At 35.8% G+C, this 16,277-nt stretch carries 14 protein-coding genes; 11 read left to right on the top strand and 3 right to left on the bottom strand.

From position 1 onward, the window contains the following. Positions 1–3: 3 nt before the first annotated feature. Positions 4–591, top strand: coding sequence for a YtxH domain-containing protein (locus IGJ41_RS07690; RefSeq protein WP_025193784.1), 588 nt, complete (start codon positions 4–6; stop codon positions 589–591). A 120-nt stretch (positions 592–711) separates the two neighbouring features. Here the strand turns inward: IGJ41_RS07690 and IGJ41_RS07685 are convergent, their stop codons facing one another. Continuing rightward, on the bottom strand, positions 712–1,815 hold the full coding sequence (locus IGJ41_RS07685) for an aminopeptidase P family protein (RefSeq protein ID WP_071981465.1): 1,104 nt from the start codon (positions 1,813–1,815) through the stop codon (positions 712–714). A gap of 214 nt (positions 1,816–2,029) precedes the next feature. Here IGJ41_RS07685 and ccpA point away from each other — a divergent pair, with 214 nt between their 5' ends. From ccpA to IGJ41_RS07670, 3 genes are all read left to right on the top strand, one after another. After that, positions 2,030–3,031 carry a catabolite control protein A gene (gene ccpA, locus IGJ41_RS07680; RefSeq protein ID WP_002357319.1) on the top strand — a complete coding sequence of 334 codons (1,002 nt, stop codon included), beginning with the start codon at positions 2,030–2,032 and terminating at the stop codon, positions 3,029–3,031. Positions 3,032–3,237: 206 nt separating this feature from the next. After that, positions 3,238–3,930 (top strand): ABC transporter ATP-binding protein, encoded by a 693-nt coding sequence (locus IGJ41_RS07675; RefSeq protein WP_071981464.1) that lies wholly within the window; start codon positions 3,238–3,240, stop codon positions 3,928–3,930. Next, on the top strand, positions 3,923–5,023 hold the full coding sequence (locus IGJ41_RS07670; protein WP_153853972.1) for an ABC transporter permease: 1,101 nt from the start codon (positions 3,923–3,925) through the stop codon (positions 5,021–5,023). The genes IGJ41_RS07675 and IGJ41_RS07670 overlap by 8 nt, the downstream gene beginning before the upstream one ends. A 185-nt stretch (positions 5,024–5,208) precedes the next feature. Here IGJ41_RS07670 and IGJ41_RS07665 read toward each other — a convergent pair whose 3' ends face one another. Further along, complete coding sequence (locus tag IGJ41_RS07665; protein WP_071981462.1) at positions 5,209–7,620, bottom strand: transglycosylase domain-containing protein; 2,412 nt, start codon at positions 7,618–7,620, stop codon at positions 5,209–5,211. Between the two features lie 184 nt (positions 7,621–7,804). Between IGJ41_RS07665 and tyrS the strand changes: the two genes are divergently transcribed. After that, the gene (gene tyrS, locus IGJ41_RS07660; protein ID WP_002377261.1) at positions 7,805–9,067 is read left to right on the top strand and encodes a tyrosine--tRNA ligase; all 1,263 of its coding nucleotides are present in this window, start codon (positions 7,805–7,807) and stop codon (positions 9,065–9,067) included. A 255-nt stretch (positions 9,068–9,322) separates the two neighbouring features. Here tyrS and IGJ41_RS07655 read toward each other — a convergent pair whose 3' ends face one another. Beyond that, positions 9,323–9,613 (bottom strand): hypothetical protein, encoded by a 291-nt coding sequence (locus tag IGJ41_RS07655; RefSeq protein WP_002393362.1) that lies wholly within the window; start codon positions 9,611–9,613, stop codon positions 9,323–9,325. 436 nt (positions 9,614–10,049) lie between these two features. Between IGJ41_RS07655 and IGJ41_RS07650 the strand changes: the two genes are divergently transcribed. The 6 genes from IGJ41_RS07650 (at position 10,050) to IGJ41_RS07625 (ending at position 16,228) form a co-directional block, all read left to right on the top strand. Next, the gene (locus IGJ41_RS07650) at positions 10,050–10,712 is read left to right on the top strand and encodes a YdeI/OmpD-associated family protein (RefSeq protein ID WP_002381844.1); all 663 of its coding nucleotides are present in this window, start codon (positions 10,050–10,052) and stop codon (positions 10,710–10,712) included. Then, on the top strand, positions 10,712–11,179 hold the full coding sequence (locus IGJ41_RS07645; RefSeq protein WP_071981460.1) for a DUF1801 domain-containing protein: 468 nt from the start codon (positions 10,712–10,714) through the stop codon (positions 11,177–11,179). Before IGJ41_RS07650 ends, IGJ41_RS07645 begins: the two co-directional genes overlap by 1 nt. Positions 11,180–11,189: 10 nt before the next feature. Further along, entirely contained in the window at positions 11,190–12,083 is an 894-nt protein-coding gene (locus IGJ41_RS07640; protein ID WP_153854282.1) for a deoxyribonuclease IV, read from the top strand. 193 nt (positions 12,084–12,276) lie between these two features. After that, entirely contained in the window at positions 12,277–12,495 is a 219-nt protein-coding gene (locus tag IGJ41_RS07635; protein WP_002357397.1) for a YneF family protein, read from the top strand. Positions 12,496–12,692: 197 nt separating this feature from the next. Beyond that, the gene (locus IGJ41_RS07630; RefSeq protein ID WP_153854283.1) at positions 12,693–14,444 is read left to right on the top strand and encodes an ABC transporter ATP-binding protein; all 1,752 of its coding nucleotides are present in this window, start codon (positions 12,693–12,695) and stop codon (positions 14,442–14,444) included. Then, a complete protein-coding gene (locus IGJ41_RS07625) occupies positions 14,444–16,228 on the top strand; it encodes an ABC transporter ATP-binding protein (RefSeq protein ID WP_010777673.1) in 1,785 nt (594 codons plus the stop codon). The genes IGJ41_RS07630 and IGJ41_RS07625 overlap by 1 nt, the downstream gene beginning before the upstream one ends. Positions 16,229–16,277: the final 49 nt, after the last annotated feature.

Below are 16,277 nucleotides of genomic sequence, written 5' to 3'. Positions count from 1 at the left end.
TTTATGGCTAAAAAAGGCGGATTTTTCTTAGGAGCAGTAATTGGTGGAACAGCAGCAGCCGTTGCCGCATTATTACTTGCACCAAAATCAGGTAAAGAATTACGTGATGATTTATCAAATCAAACAGATGATTTAAAAAACAAAGCGCAAGATTACACAGATTATGCTGTTCAAAAAGGAACAGAATTAACAGAAATCGCAAAACAAAAAGCCGGCGTTTTATCAGATCAAGCCTCTGATTTGGCAGGTTCTGTCAAAGAAAAAACAAAAGATTCATTGGATAAAGCACAAGGTGTTTCTGGCGATATGCTTGATAACTTTAAAAAACAAACAGGTGATTTATCTGATCAATTTAAAAAAGCAGCTGACGATGCTCAAGATCACGCGGAAGATTTAGGTGAAATTGCCGAAGATGCAGCAGAAGATATCTATATTGACGTTAAAGATTCTGCGGCAGCGGCCAAAGAAACTGTTTCTGCTGGTGTCGTTGAAGCAAAAGAAACCACCAAAGATGTTCCTGAAAAAGCTGCAGAAGCAAAAGAAGATGTTAAAGATGCAGCGAAAGACGTAAAAAAAGAATTTAAAGGGTAACAAGCGTTTAGCTTATGAAAGTTAGCAACGGATCGTGTTGCTTTTGTTCAGCGGCTTACCTTAAAATTTAGAAATGAGGCCATCAGTCCAGTTGACTGATAGCCTCATTTTATTTTTATGCTATTGAATAATTTGCAATTCTTTAGTTGTCTTAGTGAATGGTTCGGAGCCTGTTTTTGTTACGTGTAAACAATCTTCAATACGAACGCCTACTTTTCCAGGAATGTAAATACCGGGCTCAATAGAGAAACACATACCTTCTTCAATGACTAAATCATTGCCATGAACCAGCGATGGGAATTCATGAACAGTGGTTCCAATGCCATGGCCTAAGCGATGGTTAAAGTATTCACCATAACCAGCTTTTGTGATTACACCTCGGGCAATATCATCTAATTCGCCTGCTGTAACACCAGGTTTCACCGCTTCAGTTGCTGCTAATTGTGCTTCTAAGACAATTCCATAAATTTCTTTTTGGAAATCAGAAGGTTCCAAGTAGCTGACTGTTCGTGTAGCATCACTACAATAGCCATTATGAACGACACCTAAATCAAATAGCACTAAGTCATGAGGCTCAATTTTTGTTTCGCCAGGTACCCCGTGAGGACTAGCTCCGTTTTTTCCTGTTAAGACTAACGTATCAAAACTCATTGAGCGAATACCTTGACGTTTTAATTGATACTCGATTTCTGCAACAATTTCTTGTTCCGCAACGCCTGCTTGAATTGCTTTGAAGCCAATCTCAAAAGCGACATCCGCCCAACTACCAGCTTCTAGTAAACGTTGAATTTCAGGTTCTGTTTTAATTAATTGAAGTTTTTCAATTAAAGGCGTAACATCATGCGAAAAATCGCTAGCTGGGAAATAGGTTTTCAATTGATCAAAACGAGCTAAAGAAAGAGCTTGTTTTTCTAAAGCAAAGCGTGGTGTGCCTTGTGTTCGTTTATTTAATAAAGCCGCAATTTTTTCCCAAGGATTTTCGCTATCTAAATAACCATAAACGGGATAAGTCCAACTACTATTTTCGGCATCTTCGACTTCTAATGCAGGTGTAAATAAAAATGATTGGTCGTCCGCAGCGATAAACAAAGCTAACACGCGTTCATGAGGTTCGCTTTCGTAACCGGAAAAGTAAGCGATATGACCAGGATCACTAATATAAGTGAAGTCAATCTTTTCTTGGTGCATCCAATTTTTCAAATCGGCAATTTTTTCTTGATTCATAAAACATCCTTCTTTCTTTTATTCTGAAGTGAATCACAGTACTATCATAACATGAAATGACAAAAAGTTCCTTTTGAAATGGAAAGTAAATTTTCATGAAAAAACGATAAAACGGTTGCAAAAATAGAAGAATTTTGATATTCTAGGCTAGGAAAGAAATGTAAACAGTGTTTTCAGAAAATGAGAACAAATTCATATTTATAGGAGAAGAAACATGGAAAAACAAACAATTACAATTTATGATGTTGCTAGAGAGGCAAATGTATCTATGGCTACTGTTTCTCGTGTTGTCAATGGTAATCCCAATGTAAAACCAGCAACGCGTAAAAAAGTCTTAGAAGTGATTGATCGCTTAGATTACCGTCCTAACGCAGTCGCACGTGGTTTAGCAAGTAAAAAAACGACAACAGTGGGTGTCATTATTCCAGATGTTAGTAATGCATTTTTTGCTTCATTAGCACGTGGCATTGACGACGTGGCTACAATGTATAAATATAATATCATTTTAGCTAATTCAGATGGAGACGATCAAAAAGAAGTTACTGTATTAAACAATTTACTTGCCAAGCAAGTAGATGGGATTATCTTTATGGGTCATCGCATTACAGATGATATTCGTGGTGAATTTTCACGTTCAAAAACACCTGTTGTCTTAGCAGGTTCAATTGATCCAGACGAACAAGTTGGTAGCGTTAATATTGATTACACAGAAGCAACGAAAGATGCAACAGCGACTCTAGCGAAAAATGGGAACAAAAAAATTGCTTTTGTTAGTGGTGCATTAATCGATCCAATTAATGGTCAAAACCGAATGAAAGGCTACAAAGAAGCCTTAGCGGAAAATGGCTTGTCTTATAATGAAGGCTTAGTTTTTGAATCTGAATATAAATTTAAAGCAGGGATTAATTTGGCTGAGCGTGTCCGTAATAGTGGGGCAACTGCTGCCTTTGTTACAGATGATGAGCTAGCGATTGGTTTATTAGATGGGATGCTAGATGCTGGTGTGAAAGTTCCAGAAGAATTTGAAATCATTACAAGCAATAACTCATTGCTTACAGAAGTCTCTCGTCCACGTCTATCAAGTATTACACAACCTTTATATGATATCGGTGCCGTGTCAATGCGTTTATTAACAAAACTAATGAACAAAGAAGAAATTGAAGAAAAAACAGTTGTTTTACCTTATGGAATTGATCAAAAAGGTTCAACAAAATAAGAGAAAATTCTATTAGAAATGCAAAAAAGTACAAGAAGAAATCATGAAAATGATTTCTTCTTGTGCTTTTTTTAATGAATTACTTCCTTGCATTCTGCTATTAATACACAGTAAGGTTAAAAATTAAAATAAGATTAAATTGATTAGAAAACAGGTCGGTAAAACATTGCGCATGGTATCTTTAGATTAAAAAAAGAGGTGTTTTTGTGAAGGTAAAAGAATTAACTGTCGAGTATGGTAATAGAACAATTATAGAAAATTTATCTATGCAAGCTGAATTTGGTGAAATAATTGGCTTAGTTGCTCCTAATGGAACTGGAAAAACCACGTTATTTAAAGCTATATCTGGTTTAATCCCTAGAAAAAATGGAAATATTAGTTTAAATAAGATTGATTACAATAGTAGAGGTGCAACGTATTTAAAAGAACTATTTTTTCTTGAAAGTAGTAAAAATTTATATGATTATTTGACGCCGAAAGAACATCTTGAATATATTAAAACCGCTTGGAAAAGTAATAGCGATATAGAACATATTTTTGAACAATTAAAGATGAAAGAATACCAAAATAGAACAATAAAAAAATTATCTCTCGGAATGAAACAACATGTATTATTAGCGATGTACCTAGCAAGTGATGCAACAATACTTTTGTTAGACGAACCTTTTAATGACTTGGATCCTACTAGTGTTAGTTTATTCATAATGTGCTTAAAAGAAATAGTTTCTAAAGATAAAATAGTTATTTTATCTTCTCATGATTTGTATAATGTTGAACACACATGTACACGTATTTTATTTATGAAAAATAAAAAGCTGGTTGAGAACGATCAACGTAACCTTTCTTTACGTGAACAATATGATAACTTATATTTAAGAGGAGAAGAGAGAAATGCTTAAGATAGAAACGATAAAAATATTGAAAGAGAAGAGTCTGTGGTTTGTGTTTGTAGCCTTTATTTTAATGTTAATTTATCCGTTGCTAGCTCAACCCCAACAACTTTCTTTTAAAGAAATGCAATATGAAAACCGAATCAAAAATAACGAACAAGCGAAAGAAAAAATGAAAAATGAACCTGCAGTAAAAGAAACTTTAAATGAGATAGAAGATGAAAGTGAGCAATTAAGGAAAGCAATTAATGCCATCAAAATTGGTGATGAATGGGCTTTATTAGAAGCTGAGAAAAAATTGGAAGAAAGTAATTTAAACGCAATGTTAAAAGGAACGTTGTACAGTATACCAATTATTGAGCAACAAAAAAGAGTCAAAGAATTGCAATATTTATCTGAAAACAGGATCAAACAAGTGGATTCTTCTGAAGTTGCTAAAATGCCTGCTTTGAATTACCTAGGTTTTCTTTTATCGATGGATTTTCCATATACATTATTATTAATTATCCCTAGTTTAATGATTATAGCGCTCGCAACTTTAGAAAAAAGAAAAAATACTGTTTCTTTATGGAACGGCCTTCCCTTAAAACTATGGGAAAAATATTCTATTAAAATAAGTAGTATTTTGTTTACAGTCGGATTGGTTTCTTATCTGTCAATCTTTCTTTCTGTAATCAGTGCATTTTTCAAAAACGGTCTGGGAAACCCTGATTATCCAGTCGCGATTATTGAAAAGGGACAAAGTGTTACAATCATTTCTCTTTCTAACTATTTGTTGAGAAGCCTAATTATGTTTGGTATGCTGTTATTAGCATTGACAGTATTCAGTTTCTTGCTTTCGCTGTTTACTGGAAATTTGATTGTTCATAGCTTGCTAATTGTTGGTGTGGTATTATCTTCAGGAGTTAGCCTGATTTCCAATAAATTTTTCTTTACAGCTTATATGAATTTTCCTAAAATTATTAATGGAGGAAATGGGTATGAGCCGATGGATGAGATAGGTCTCACATTTGATTTTTCTTTAAAGATGATAGTTGTCTATGTATTAATAAGTTTAATAGTATCTGCTATTGTTTTGAGAAACAGAAAGGGATTATTTTAGTTAAAATAGGTTGATTGCTGCATATTATTTCATTAAATGTAGGAGCTATTTTTGAATAGCTCGAGCTAGTATCGATGGTAACGAATAAGAGAAACAATAAAAGTAGAGACGTAATTCATCAATTGATGGATTACGTCTCTACTTTTTTACATAATTTTGGTTACAAGCTTAACTTATCAAATTCTTTAGTTGTTCTTTTTATTATCGTTGTTTTTATTGTTATTGTTGTTGTTATTATTTGTAGTGGCACGTGGAGCAAGATTTCCCCAGTAAGAAGCGTAATTGCTGTCTGTTCCACCGATTCCAAATTTATAGGTACTTTGTGGTGCACCATCTTTGGCATAGTATGAAGTCGTTGTTTTGCCAGGTGTATTGAACTTGGCACCATTATAGGTAATTGAGCCAGGTTTTTCACCAGTAAATTCAGAAACTTTTGATTTAATAACACTTGGGTCTAATTCAAATTTTTGACCAATGCCAAACAATTCTGGATTCGCATAGTACAGCGCGTTGGCTAAGTTCGCCATATAATTCCCATTATTGTCGCCGCTGGTCATCGTCATTGGCGCTGGTAGATCATGTCCTGCCCAAGAACTTAGTGTCACAGTTGGGGTAGAGACAATCAGCCATGAATCTTTATAGTCATCAGTTGTCCCAGTTTTTCCGACCCAATCAGCACTAGCTAAATGAGGATTCAAGCCAGCTAACGTTGGTTTGAATTTTGTTGTATTCGCAGAATCCACCACTGAACGTAACAAGTCATTCATAATAGAAGCGGTCGCCGGTGAATAAACTTGCGTTCCTTCATCTTTGTGTTCGTAGACCACATGTCCGCTATTGTCTGTAATTTTTTCAATAATGTAGGCTTTTTGATATTTGCCTTTGTTAGCAAGTGCTTGGAAACCGTTTGTTTGAGTTACAACATTTGTTTCTACTGGACCCAATGGCGCAGATTCGTAAGCCCAAGCATCTGAAGCTGGATAGTTCATTTTACTTAAGTAGTGATTGTAAGAAAAATTATCATCACCTTTTTTCTTTTTCAATTCTTCATTTACATGATACACAGGGATGTTAAAAGACCAGTTTAACGCATTTCGAACGGTTACAAATTGATTTAAATCCACAGTTGTTGAGTTAGCAAAAGGAGTACCATCTGAATAAGTAGTCGTGTAGTTGGCCAAACGACTTTCAGAACCAATGATTCCTTGATCAATTGCAGGACCATAGACAGAAATTGGTTTAATCGTAGAACCAACTTGACGATCGGCATTAAAGGCATGGTTGTTTTGATTAATATCGAAGTTTCTGCCGCCGATAAAACCGAGGATACGACCAGTAGCGTTATCCATTAAAATATTCCCAGTTTCAATCATTGTATTCCCATTGACATCTGCAGTTCCATCATCAAGCAAATAACCATAATTTGCGACAGCGGTTTGCATCGTGTTGTAAATATTCTGATCAATGGTCGATTGGATTGTATAGCCTTGCGACTGGATTTCGCGACGTGCTTGTTCTTCATATTGATCTAAACCAACTTGATCTAAATCATCACGATTAACTTTAGCTTTTTTCATATCTAAATCCATGACAATCTCAACTGCTTTATCTAACACCGTATAGTATAGATAGCCTTCTGTATTGACATTGGCCTGTTCAGTTGGTAAAAAGTCTTTTTTCAAGTCGTAAGCTTTGGCTTCTTCATATTCCTTTTGCGAAATAGCTTTTTCTCGGTACATACTGAAAAGAACAAAATCTTTTCTCTTCATTCCTAAAGACAAATCGTCTTTCAAGGCACCAGTGTTAGTATAGGGCGTGTAAACAATGGGACTTTGGGGAAGTCCTGCGATAAAGGCCGCTTGAGGAAGATTCAAGTCCTTGGCACTTTTACCAAAGAGTCCTTTGGCTGCTTCTTCCACGCCTGCAATATTTTCACCTTTGTTATTACGACCAAAAGGGGAGACATTTAGATAAGTTGTCACGATTTCGTCCTTAGAAAAGTATTTTTCAATACGTAAAGCTAATAAAATTTCGTTGGCTTTCCGTTTAAAGGTCGTTTCATCAGTTAAAATCTGTTGCTTGACTAATTGCTGAGTCAATGTTGAACCACCAGAAGAACCGCCGATACCTGTCGCATCAGAAATCAACGCTCGAACTAGCGCTTTTGGTACTACCCCATGATGTTCTTCAAAATATTCATCTTCTGTTGAAATAATGGCTTTTTTTAGCAATGGAGACATTTGATCGCCATTAATTCGTGTCCGAATTAAATCTGATTTGATGTTAGCAATCGGGGTACCGTCTGCGTAAGTCATTTTTGACACTTCGGTAATATCACTGATTTCTTTTTGCAATTCTTCCTTCGTTGGGGGCTGTGTATCTTCAACTAGAAAAGCAAAATAGCCCATTCCGATACCTAAGCCAAGAGAGCCACCTAAGACAATCAGAATAACCCCAAAAACCACTAATGACTGAAAAACGCGAATAATGACATTTAAAATAAGTAAAAAGACATTGCCGCCAGAAGAGGTCGTTGGTTTTTGCTTATTGTTACTTGAATTATTTTTCAAAAGCTTCACCTCAATAAAATGATACATTCTGTGTTATTATAGCAAAAAAAAGCTTCTATGAATAGTTTCTACACCAATTGCCATTTTTTGTTGAAAAAACTTAAGAGAAAATAGGTAAATCTCATTTTTTGACTTTTCAAGTGTGACAGAATCGGTTACTATGAATAGGGGAATTTGATCTATTATTATGTTTTACTATAGGAGGAAAATCATGAATTCAGCTTTTTTTGAAGAATTAAAAGCCCGTGGGTTGGTCTACCAAGTCACAGATGAAGAAGCCTTACAAAAACAATTAAATGAAGAATCTGTTAAATTATATATCGGCTTTGATCCAACGGCAGACAGTTTACACATCGGGCATCTACTGCCAATTCTCATGTTACGTCGTTTCCAACAAAATGGTCATGTGCCCATTGCTTTAGTTGGTGGCGGAACAGGCATGATTGGTGATCCATCATTCAAAGATGCAGAACGTAGTTTAAACACACTTGATACAGTGAAAGCTTGGTCTGAAAGTATTAAGGGCCAGTTGTCACGTTTTATCGATTTTGAAGATGAAAAAAATCCAGCGATTCTAGCAAATAACTATGATTGGCTTGGAGAGCTTTCATTAATTGATTTCTTACGTGATGTTGGAAAAAACTTTACAATTAACTATATGATGAGTAAAGAAAGCGTGAAACGCCGAATCGAAACAGGAATTTCTTATACTGAATTTGCGTATCAATTATTACAAGCGTATGATTTCTTGAAATTGTACGAAACAGAAGGCTGTTTATTGCAATTAGGCGGCAGTGATCAATGGGGGAACATTACTTCAGGGATTGAATTATTACGCCGAGAACAAGAAGTTCAAGGATTCGGCTTAACCATGCCTTTAATTACAAAAGCAGATGGTACCAAATTTGGTAAAACAGAAGGAAACGCAGTTTGGCTAGATGCGGAAAAAACTTCGCCATATGAATTTTATCAATTCTGGATTAACACAGATGATCGTGATGTCGTGAAATTCTTGAAATACTTTACTTTCTTAACATTGGATGAAATTGCAACAATTGAAGAAGAATTTACAGCGAATCCAGGTCAACGTGCTGCGCAAAAAGCGTTAGCCAAAGAAGTGACTACTTTAGTCCACGGTGAAGCAGCCTATCATCAAGCGGTTAAAATTTCAGAAGCGTTATTCAGCGGGGATATCCAAAGCTTAACAGCAGAAGAAATTAAACAAGGCTTTAAAGATGTACCAACGTACGAGGTGCAACCAGAGGATCAATTAAGTTTAGTCGATTTATTAGTTACCTCAAAAATAGAACCATCCAAACGTCAAGCCCGTGAAGATGTTCAAAATGGAGCGATTTACGTCAATGGAGAACGTAAACAAGATTTAGCAGCTGAATTGACAGAAACTGATAAAATCGAAGGACAATTTACTGTGATTCGTCGCGGGAAGAAAAAATATTTCTTGTTAAAATACTAAAACACTGTGAACTTCAATCTTATACGGTTTATAAATTAAAAATAATAGTTAACAGTTAATACTAGCTTAATATTTTGCTTTAGGAAGACTTGTTTACCTTAATGTAAGCAAGTCTTTTTATAAAGTTTTGCTTATAGTACTAGAATCAATAGTCACCAACATTATCTTGAACGGTTTATTATATAAAAATACCGACCAAGTTTCTCTGGTCGGTATTCTGTCTAATTTTTAAGTCTCACTACAGATAGCCAATCCTTACTTGTATAATATTACTGTATGGAAACCTTCCATAGATCCTGACAGACCTTGATTTTGTAGTGAATCAATTTTTATATCAACAATTTCATAACCATCTAACTGCATAGAAGATATTATTTCATCAATTTGCGTAGTGTATTTGTCCTCACAGCCAAAATTTTGATTAATCCATTTACTAAAACTATTTACCATAACTAGATGAGTTAAACCATCTTTAGGTTTTAAAAATTTTTTTATTTCTTTTTGATAAATAGATTCTGCAGCACTTTTTTGTCCTTTTGTAAACATTCCCACTCTATTTCACCACCTTTCCAGTAAAATTATTATTGCTAATATATTTATTGCTTCAAGCTTTTTGTGAATGTCCAAAGTGTTAATCACTAATAAAGTTAGACTATTATTCCTCTCTATGGTGATTCATTAAGGAAAAGTATTGGTTAAAGCATATAGACGATAAAGATAGTATATCAATGTTCACAAAAGTCTACAATAAAAATTCAAATTTGTTATAGACTATATTAGAAAAGTAATGGGTGGGTATTGTTGTATCAACAATAAGGAGGACTGTAAGAAAAGTCCTTTGTCAAGATAGTATTGAAATAAAAAGCTGAAAATCAAAAGGACAAATGTTACAAAAAACTCTTTTTTACTATTGGGCATATTCAATTACAGATAACTTGTGCTATGCTAGAATAAAAAGTGCAGTCGCTATAAGGAGTAGGTTATGAAATCAATTGTCGAAAAGTTAAACTTAACGAAGTATCAGCACCCAGTTATTTTAAATAGACCACAGGCAGAGTATCTATCTGAATTTGCTTCAGCCGCGCAGCAATTACCCTCAGAACCAGTTGAGCTGATTTTTGCATTTGTGAAAACGATGGCGGAATTTCAAGAGATTGTTTCAATGGTGATTGAAGGTCAACATTTAGTAGAAAATGGGTTGTTATATGTGGCTTATCCGAAAAAAGGCAATAAAATGTATCCAACCTTTGTCCACCGAGATGAAATTTTTCCAACATTACAAGTAAACGAGGCAGATGGGTATATTAAAGGATCAACCTTAAAATTTAATCGCATGGTTAGTTTAGATGAGACTTTTACGGTTGTCGGCATGAAGAATGTTCTTAAAAAGCCAGCGAAGAATCAGACCAGTTCTGCTGTTGGGGATTATGTTCAATATTTACCAGAAATTGAAGCGTTGGTACAAACAGAACCAGCTGCTGCAGCGACATTCGCTGCATTAACGCCTGGTTATCAAAAAGAGTGGGCGCGGTATGTATTTAGTGCAAAGCGAGCGGAGACACGGAAAAAGCGGCAAACTGAGATGTTAGCCATTTTAAAAGAAGGCTATAAAACCAAAGCCCTTTATCAGCAAAGGAAGAAATAATGGGGCAGTCAATTGAAACAGTTACAGCATACATCGAAACAGTTGAACCAAACTGGCGAATTGCTTATCAGCAAGTATTAGATGTCGTTTCGAAAAATTTGCCAGCAGGATTTGAATTAAAGATGCAATATGGCATGCCAACCTTTGTTGTGCCGCTTTCAGTATTTCCAGAAGGCTATCTCAACCGTGGTGATGAACCGTTACCATTTATCAGCTTAGGCGCTACTAAAAGGCAAGTAGCTTTATATCACATGGGATTAATGGGAAATGAAGCCGTCCGAAGTTGGTTTCAAGAAGCCTATCAGGAACAAGTGTCAACAAAGCTAAACATGGGGAAAAGTTGTCTTCGCTTCACTAATCCTAAGCGAATACCCTATGAACTAATTGGCGAATTAGTAACAAAAATCACGCTTGAAGAATGGCTGCAACAGTATCAACACTACCAAAAGAAAAAGAAGAATTATTAGGAGGAACCACATGTTATTAGGATCACACGTTAGTATGAGTGGCAAGAAAATGCTATTAGGCTCTGCCGAGGAAGCGGCTAGTTATGGCTCAACAACCTTTATGATTTATACAGGTGCGCCACAAAACACGCGCCGGAAACCGATTGAAGAAATGAATATTGAAGCTGGGCATGCTTTTATGAAGGAACACAATTTAAGTAATATCGTCGTTCATGCCCCGTATATTATTAATTTAGGTAATACAATTAAAACGGAAAATTTCGGTTTTGCCGTAGACTTTTTGCATCAAGAAATTGAGCGAGCACAAGCGTTGGGAGCAACGCAAATCACGTTACATCCAGGTGCGCATGTTGGTGCAGGTCCAGAAGCCGGCATCAAACAAATTGTTAAAGGTCTAAACGAAGTCTTGTGGAAAGAGCAAATCCCTCAAATCGCTTTAGAAACAATGGCTGGTAAAGGAACCGAAATTGGCCGTACGTTTGATGAACTAGCTGCGATTATTGACGGAGTTACGCTAAATGATAAACTTTCTGTCACTCTGGATACTTGCCACATTAATGATGCAGGTTATAATGTAAAAGATGATTTTGATGGCGTATTAGTTGAATTTGATAAAATTATCGGATTGGATCGTTTAAAAGTTATTCATGTGAATGATTCTAAAAATCCTACGGGCTCACATAAAGATCGTCATGCCAATATTGGCTTTGGCACTATTGGTTTTGAAGCTTTAAACGGTGTGGTTCACCATGAAAAATTAACTGCTTTACCAAAAATTTTAGAAACACCTTATGTCGGAGAAGACAAAAAAAATAAAAAGGCCCCTTACGGCTTTGAAATTGCGATGTTAAAAAATCAAACATTTGATCCAGAATTATTAGAAAAAATTCAAGGACAAAACTAAAGCAACAATCGCTCTTAAAGGTCCTATTGACATTTAAGAGCGTATATTTTTGACTTTTAATCACTATTTTGCAAAAAAATCAGACTTTTTTCATTATTTAAGAGAAATCCCGCAAAAAGAACTTTTCTTTTTTTGCTATTTCTAGTAAAATAATTCATTGAGAGCAAAACTATACGGAGAGGAGAGAGTTTCAATGGCAACAGGTTGGGTAGTATTAATCGCAGTAATCGCTTTATTAGTAGGCGCTGCAGGGGGCTTTTTCCTTGCACGCAAATATATGCAAGATTATTTCAAAAAAAATCCTCCCGTTAATGAGGATATGTTACGCATGATGATGGCATCAATGGGTCAAAAACCGTCAGAGAAAAAGGTTAGACAAATGATGCAACAAATGAAAAACCAAGGAAAATAGTAAAGGTTATTCAGGTAATCATGAATAAGTGTAAAAACGGGCTGATTTTCAGTCCGTTTTTTTGTTGTTTTGCGGGAGAATAGGATAATCTAGGAGGAAAAGAGCGAAACGTTTAATCAAAAACAACAATAACGAAGAAACCTTCTAGCTCGAAAGTAGTCTTCGTAGAACAACAAAGTAAAAGGAGGGACAACTGAATGTCCATATTCAAAAAATTAGGCTGGTTTTTTAAGCAAGAGAAAAAAAGTTATATTATTGGGGTTTTCTCATTAATGATGGTCGCTCTTGTTCAATTAGTCCCGCCCAAAGTTATTGGCGTCGTTGTAGATGAAATCGTTAACAAAGAAATTCGCTTAACGAAAATTATCGTGTGGGTTGCACTCTTGATTGGTGCTGGGCTTGCCCAATATCTTTTTCGCTATATTTGGCGGATGCATATTTGGGGGAGTGCGGCTCGTTTGGAAAAAGAGCTACGGACTCAATTATTTCATCATTTCACAAAAATGGATAGCATCTTTTATCAGAAATATCGGACAGGTGACTTGATGGCGCATGCAACCAATGATTTAAATGCCATCCAAAATGTGGCTGGAGCTGGGATTTTAACGTTTGCCGACTCTGTGATTACGGGAGGAACAACGATTATCGCAATGGTTCTATTTGTCGATTGGCGCTTAACATTAATTGCTTTATTACCGCTGCCTTTATTAGCCGTCACTTCACGAGTTCTAGGTTCTAAGTTGCATGATGCCTTTCGAGATTCACAAGCTGCTTTTTCGGCGATTAATGATAAAACACAAGAAAGTATCACTGGAATTAAAGTCATTAAAACATTTGGGCAAGAACAAGAAGATCTTGCTGATTTTACAGAGAAAATTGATGATGCTATCGTCAAAAATAAACGAACGAACTTTTTAGATGCACTGTTTGATCCATTTATTACGCTGATTATTGGTGTTTCTTATGTTTTGACAATTATTATTGGTGGTCGTTTCATCATGGAAGGAACGATTAGTTTAGGTCAGTTGGTCTCTTTCATTGCCTATATTGGGATGCTAGTTTGGCCAATGTTTGCGATTGGGCGCTTATTTAATGTGTTAGAACGTGGGAATGCTAGTTACGATCGTGTGAACGAATTATTACATGAAAAAACGCATATTATCGAACGAAAAGATGCCATCAAAACAATGGCGCAAGGAACAATTTCAATGAAGATTGATTCTTTTTCTTATCCAAAAGAAGAGGCAGTGGCGTTGGAAAATATCCAATTTTCGTTGCAAGAAGGAGAAACTTTGGGGATTGTTGGCAAAACAGGCGCTGGTAAAACCACTATTTTGAAGTTGTTGATGCGTGAATATGACCAATACCAAGGAACGATTTCCTTTGGAAAACATGACATTAAAAATTACACATTAGATGCATTGATGGGTGCAATGGGTTACGTGCCACAGGACCATTTTCTCTTTTCCATGACGGTACGAGATAACATTCGTTTTGCTAAACCAGACTTGGAACAAGCGGCAGTTGAAAAAGCGGCAGCATTAGCATTTATTAACCAAGAAATTAAAGCATTCCCTGAAGGCTATGACACAATGGTTGGGGAACGTGGCGTTTCGCTTTCTGGAGGACAAAAACAACGGATTTCTATTGCACGGGCCTTGATTGTTGAACCAGAATTGTTAATTTTAGACGATGCCTTATCTGCAGTCGATGCGAAGACTGAAGAGGCGATTTTATCAAATCTAAAAGAAACGCGCCAAGAAAAAACCACTATTATTACAGCGCATCGTTTAAGTAGTGTCATGCATGCAAAAGAAATCTTAGTGTTGGATGAAGGGGAAATTATTGAACGGGGGACGCATCAGGAGTTACTGGCTCAGAAGGGTTGGTATCAGCGGATGTGGGAAAAACAGCAATTAGAAGCGAAAATTGAAGGGAATGAGAGTTAATGGAAGAAAAGTATCAATCCGAATGGTCCAGAGAATTACCGTTGAAAGAACAATTAACGATTGTTCAGCGTTTGTTTCGTTTTGCCAAACCGTTTCGGCGCATGTTTTACACAGCTATTCTCTTTGCGTTTGGCTTATCAATTATCAATATTCTTTTGCCTAGAGTCATTCAAGTTTTTATGGATAATTATTTAACGCCTAAAACTGCTACAATGCAAGTGATTCTAACTTTTGCTGCTATTTATTTTTTTGGTGTCATTGTCAAAAGTATTGTTTGGTTTTTCCAATGGTATTTGTATTCGATGGCTTCTTTAAAAACGTATCAATATATACGAGTGAAATTATTTGAAAAATTACACACTTTAGGTATGCGTTATTTTGATCAAACACCAGCGGGTTCGACGGTGTCTCGTGTTACAAATGACACAGAAACATTGTTTGAATTCTGGTATGTATTCTTAATGGTGATTACAGGAATTTTTGCCGTAATCTCGTCATTTTTTGCAATGTTTCAACTCAGTCCAGAAATTTCATTTTATTGTCTAATTTTCTTGCCAATTTTATTAGTTGTAATTTGGTATTACCAAAAATTTAGTTCAAAATTATATCGCAGTATGCGGGAAAAATTAAGTCAATTAAACACCAAACTAAATGAATACATCTCTGGTATGCAAATCATTCAACAATTTCGCCAAGAAAAGCGTTTGGAAAACGAATTTGAGGAAACCAATGATGATTATTTAAAAACACGAGTAGCAATGATTCGTATGAATTCATTATTATTAAGTCCCATCATTAATTTGTTGTATACATTGGCGATTGCATTGGCCTTAACTATGTTTGGCATCGATGCTTTACATTCTCCTGTTGAAGCGGGGATGATTTATGCTTTTGTAACGTATGTCCAAGCTTTTTTTAATCCGATGACACAAATGATGGACTTCCTAAGTATCTTCACAGATGGGATTGTCGCAGGTAGCCGTATTTTAAAAATTATGGATACGGAAGAATTAACGCCGCAACAATCAGTAGGTGCGAATGGGGAAATTATTCGCGGGAAAATTGAATTTCGCAATGTTACTTTTTCTTATGACGGCAAAAATGAAGTATTGAAAAATATTAGCTTTGTCGCAAATCCCGGGGAAACCGTCGCTTTAGTCGGTCATACAGGAAGTGGTAAAAGTTCAATTATTAATGTACTCATGCGTTTCTATGAATTTTATGAAGGGCAGATTTTAATTGATGATCGTGATATTCGTGATTTTCCCATGACAGAATTACGGGAAAAGATGGGCTTGGTATTACAGGACGCTTTCATGTTTTATGGAGATATTGCTGGAAATATCCGTTTACTGAATCCCAATATTACAGATGAACAAATTAAACAGGCTGCGGAATTTGTTCAGGCGGATAAATTTATTCACACGTTACCCAATACCTATCATGCGAAAGTCATTGAACGAGGAGCGAGTTATTCTAGCGGACAACGTCAATTAATTTCGTTTGCACGAACGATTGTGACTGATCCCAAAATTTTAGTTTTAGATGAAGCAACTGCTAATATTGATACAGAAACAGAAGGATTGATTCAAGAAGGATTAGCCAAAATGCGTCAAGGGAGAACGACAATTGCGATTGCGCATCGCCTTTCGACGATTCGTGATGCAAACTTGATTTTAGTTTTAGACAAAGGGCAGATTGTAGAACGAGGAACGCACGAAACGTTACTGGCAGAAGGTGGCCTTTATGCGGATATGTATCAGTTACAAAGTACGGAAGTTTAACGTAACAACAGAAAGAGTTAAATAACCCAAACAAAGGCATTTAGTGTTA

Source organism: Enterococcus sp. DIV1537a (assembly GCF_051712085.1).
Classification (GTDB): domain Bacteria; phylum Bacillota; class Bacilli; order Lactobacillales; family Enterococcaceae; genus Enterococcus; species Enterococcus faecalis.
This window is presented reverse-complemented; position numbering and strand designations above follow the sequence as displayed.

Bases quoted from the DNA above. Each gene is read 5' to 3' on its own strand.
- IGJ41_RS07630 (WP_153854283.1), top strand. From the start codon at position 12,693: ATGTCCATATTCAAAAAATTAGGCTGGTTTTTTAAGCAAGAGAAAAAA.
- IGJ41_RS07650 (WP_002381844.1), top strand. From the start codon at position 10,050: ATGAAATCAATTGTCGAAAAGTTAAACTTAACGAAGTATCAGCACCCA.
- tyrS (WP_002377261.1), top strand. From the start codon at position 7,805: ATGAATTCAGCTTTTTTTGAAGAATTAAAAGCCCGTGGGTTGGTCTAC.
- IGJ41_RS07670 (WP_153853972.1), top strand. From the start codon at position 3,923: ATGCTTAAGATAGAAACGATAAAAATATTGAAAGAGAAGAGTCTGTGG.
- IGJ41_RS07640 (WP_153854282.1), top strand. From the start codon at position 11,190: ATGTTATTAGGATCACACGTTAGTATGAGTGGCAAGAAAATGCTATTA.
- IGJ41_RS07665 (WP_071981462.1), bottom strand. From the start codon at position 7,620: ATGTATCATTTTATTGAGGTGAAGCTTTTGAAAAATAATTCAAGTAAC.
- IGJ41_RS07685 (WP_071981465.1), bottom strand. From the start codon at position 1,815: ATGAATCAAGAAAAAATTGCCGATTTGAAAAATTGGATGCACCAAGAA.
- IGJ41_RS07635 (WP_002357397.1), top strand. From the start codon at position 12,277: ATGGCAACAGGTTGGGTAGTATTAATCGCAGTAATCGCTTTATTAGTA.
- IGJ41_RS07625 (WP_010777673.1), top strand. From the start codon at position 14,444: ATGGAAGAAAAGTATCAATCCGAATGGTCCAGAGAATTACCGTTGAAA.
- IGJ41_RS07645 (WP_071981460.1), top strand. From the start codon at position 10,712: ATGGGGCAGTCAATTGAAACAGTTACAGCATACATCGAAACAGTTGAA.
- IGJ41_RS07655 (WP_002393362.1), bottom strand. From the start codon at position 9,613: ATGTTTACAAAAGGACAAAAAAGTGCTGCAGAATCTATTTATCAAAAA.
- IGJ41_RS07690 (WP_025193784.1), top strand. From the start codon at position 4: ATGGCTAAAAAAGGCGGATTTTTCTTAGGAGCAGTAATTGGTGGAACA.
- ccpA (WP_002357319.1), top strand. From the start codon at position 2,030: ATGGAAAAACAAACAATTACAATTTATGATGTTGCTAGAGAGGCAAAT.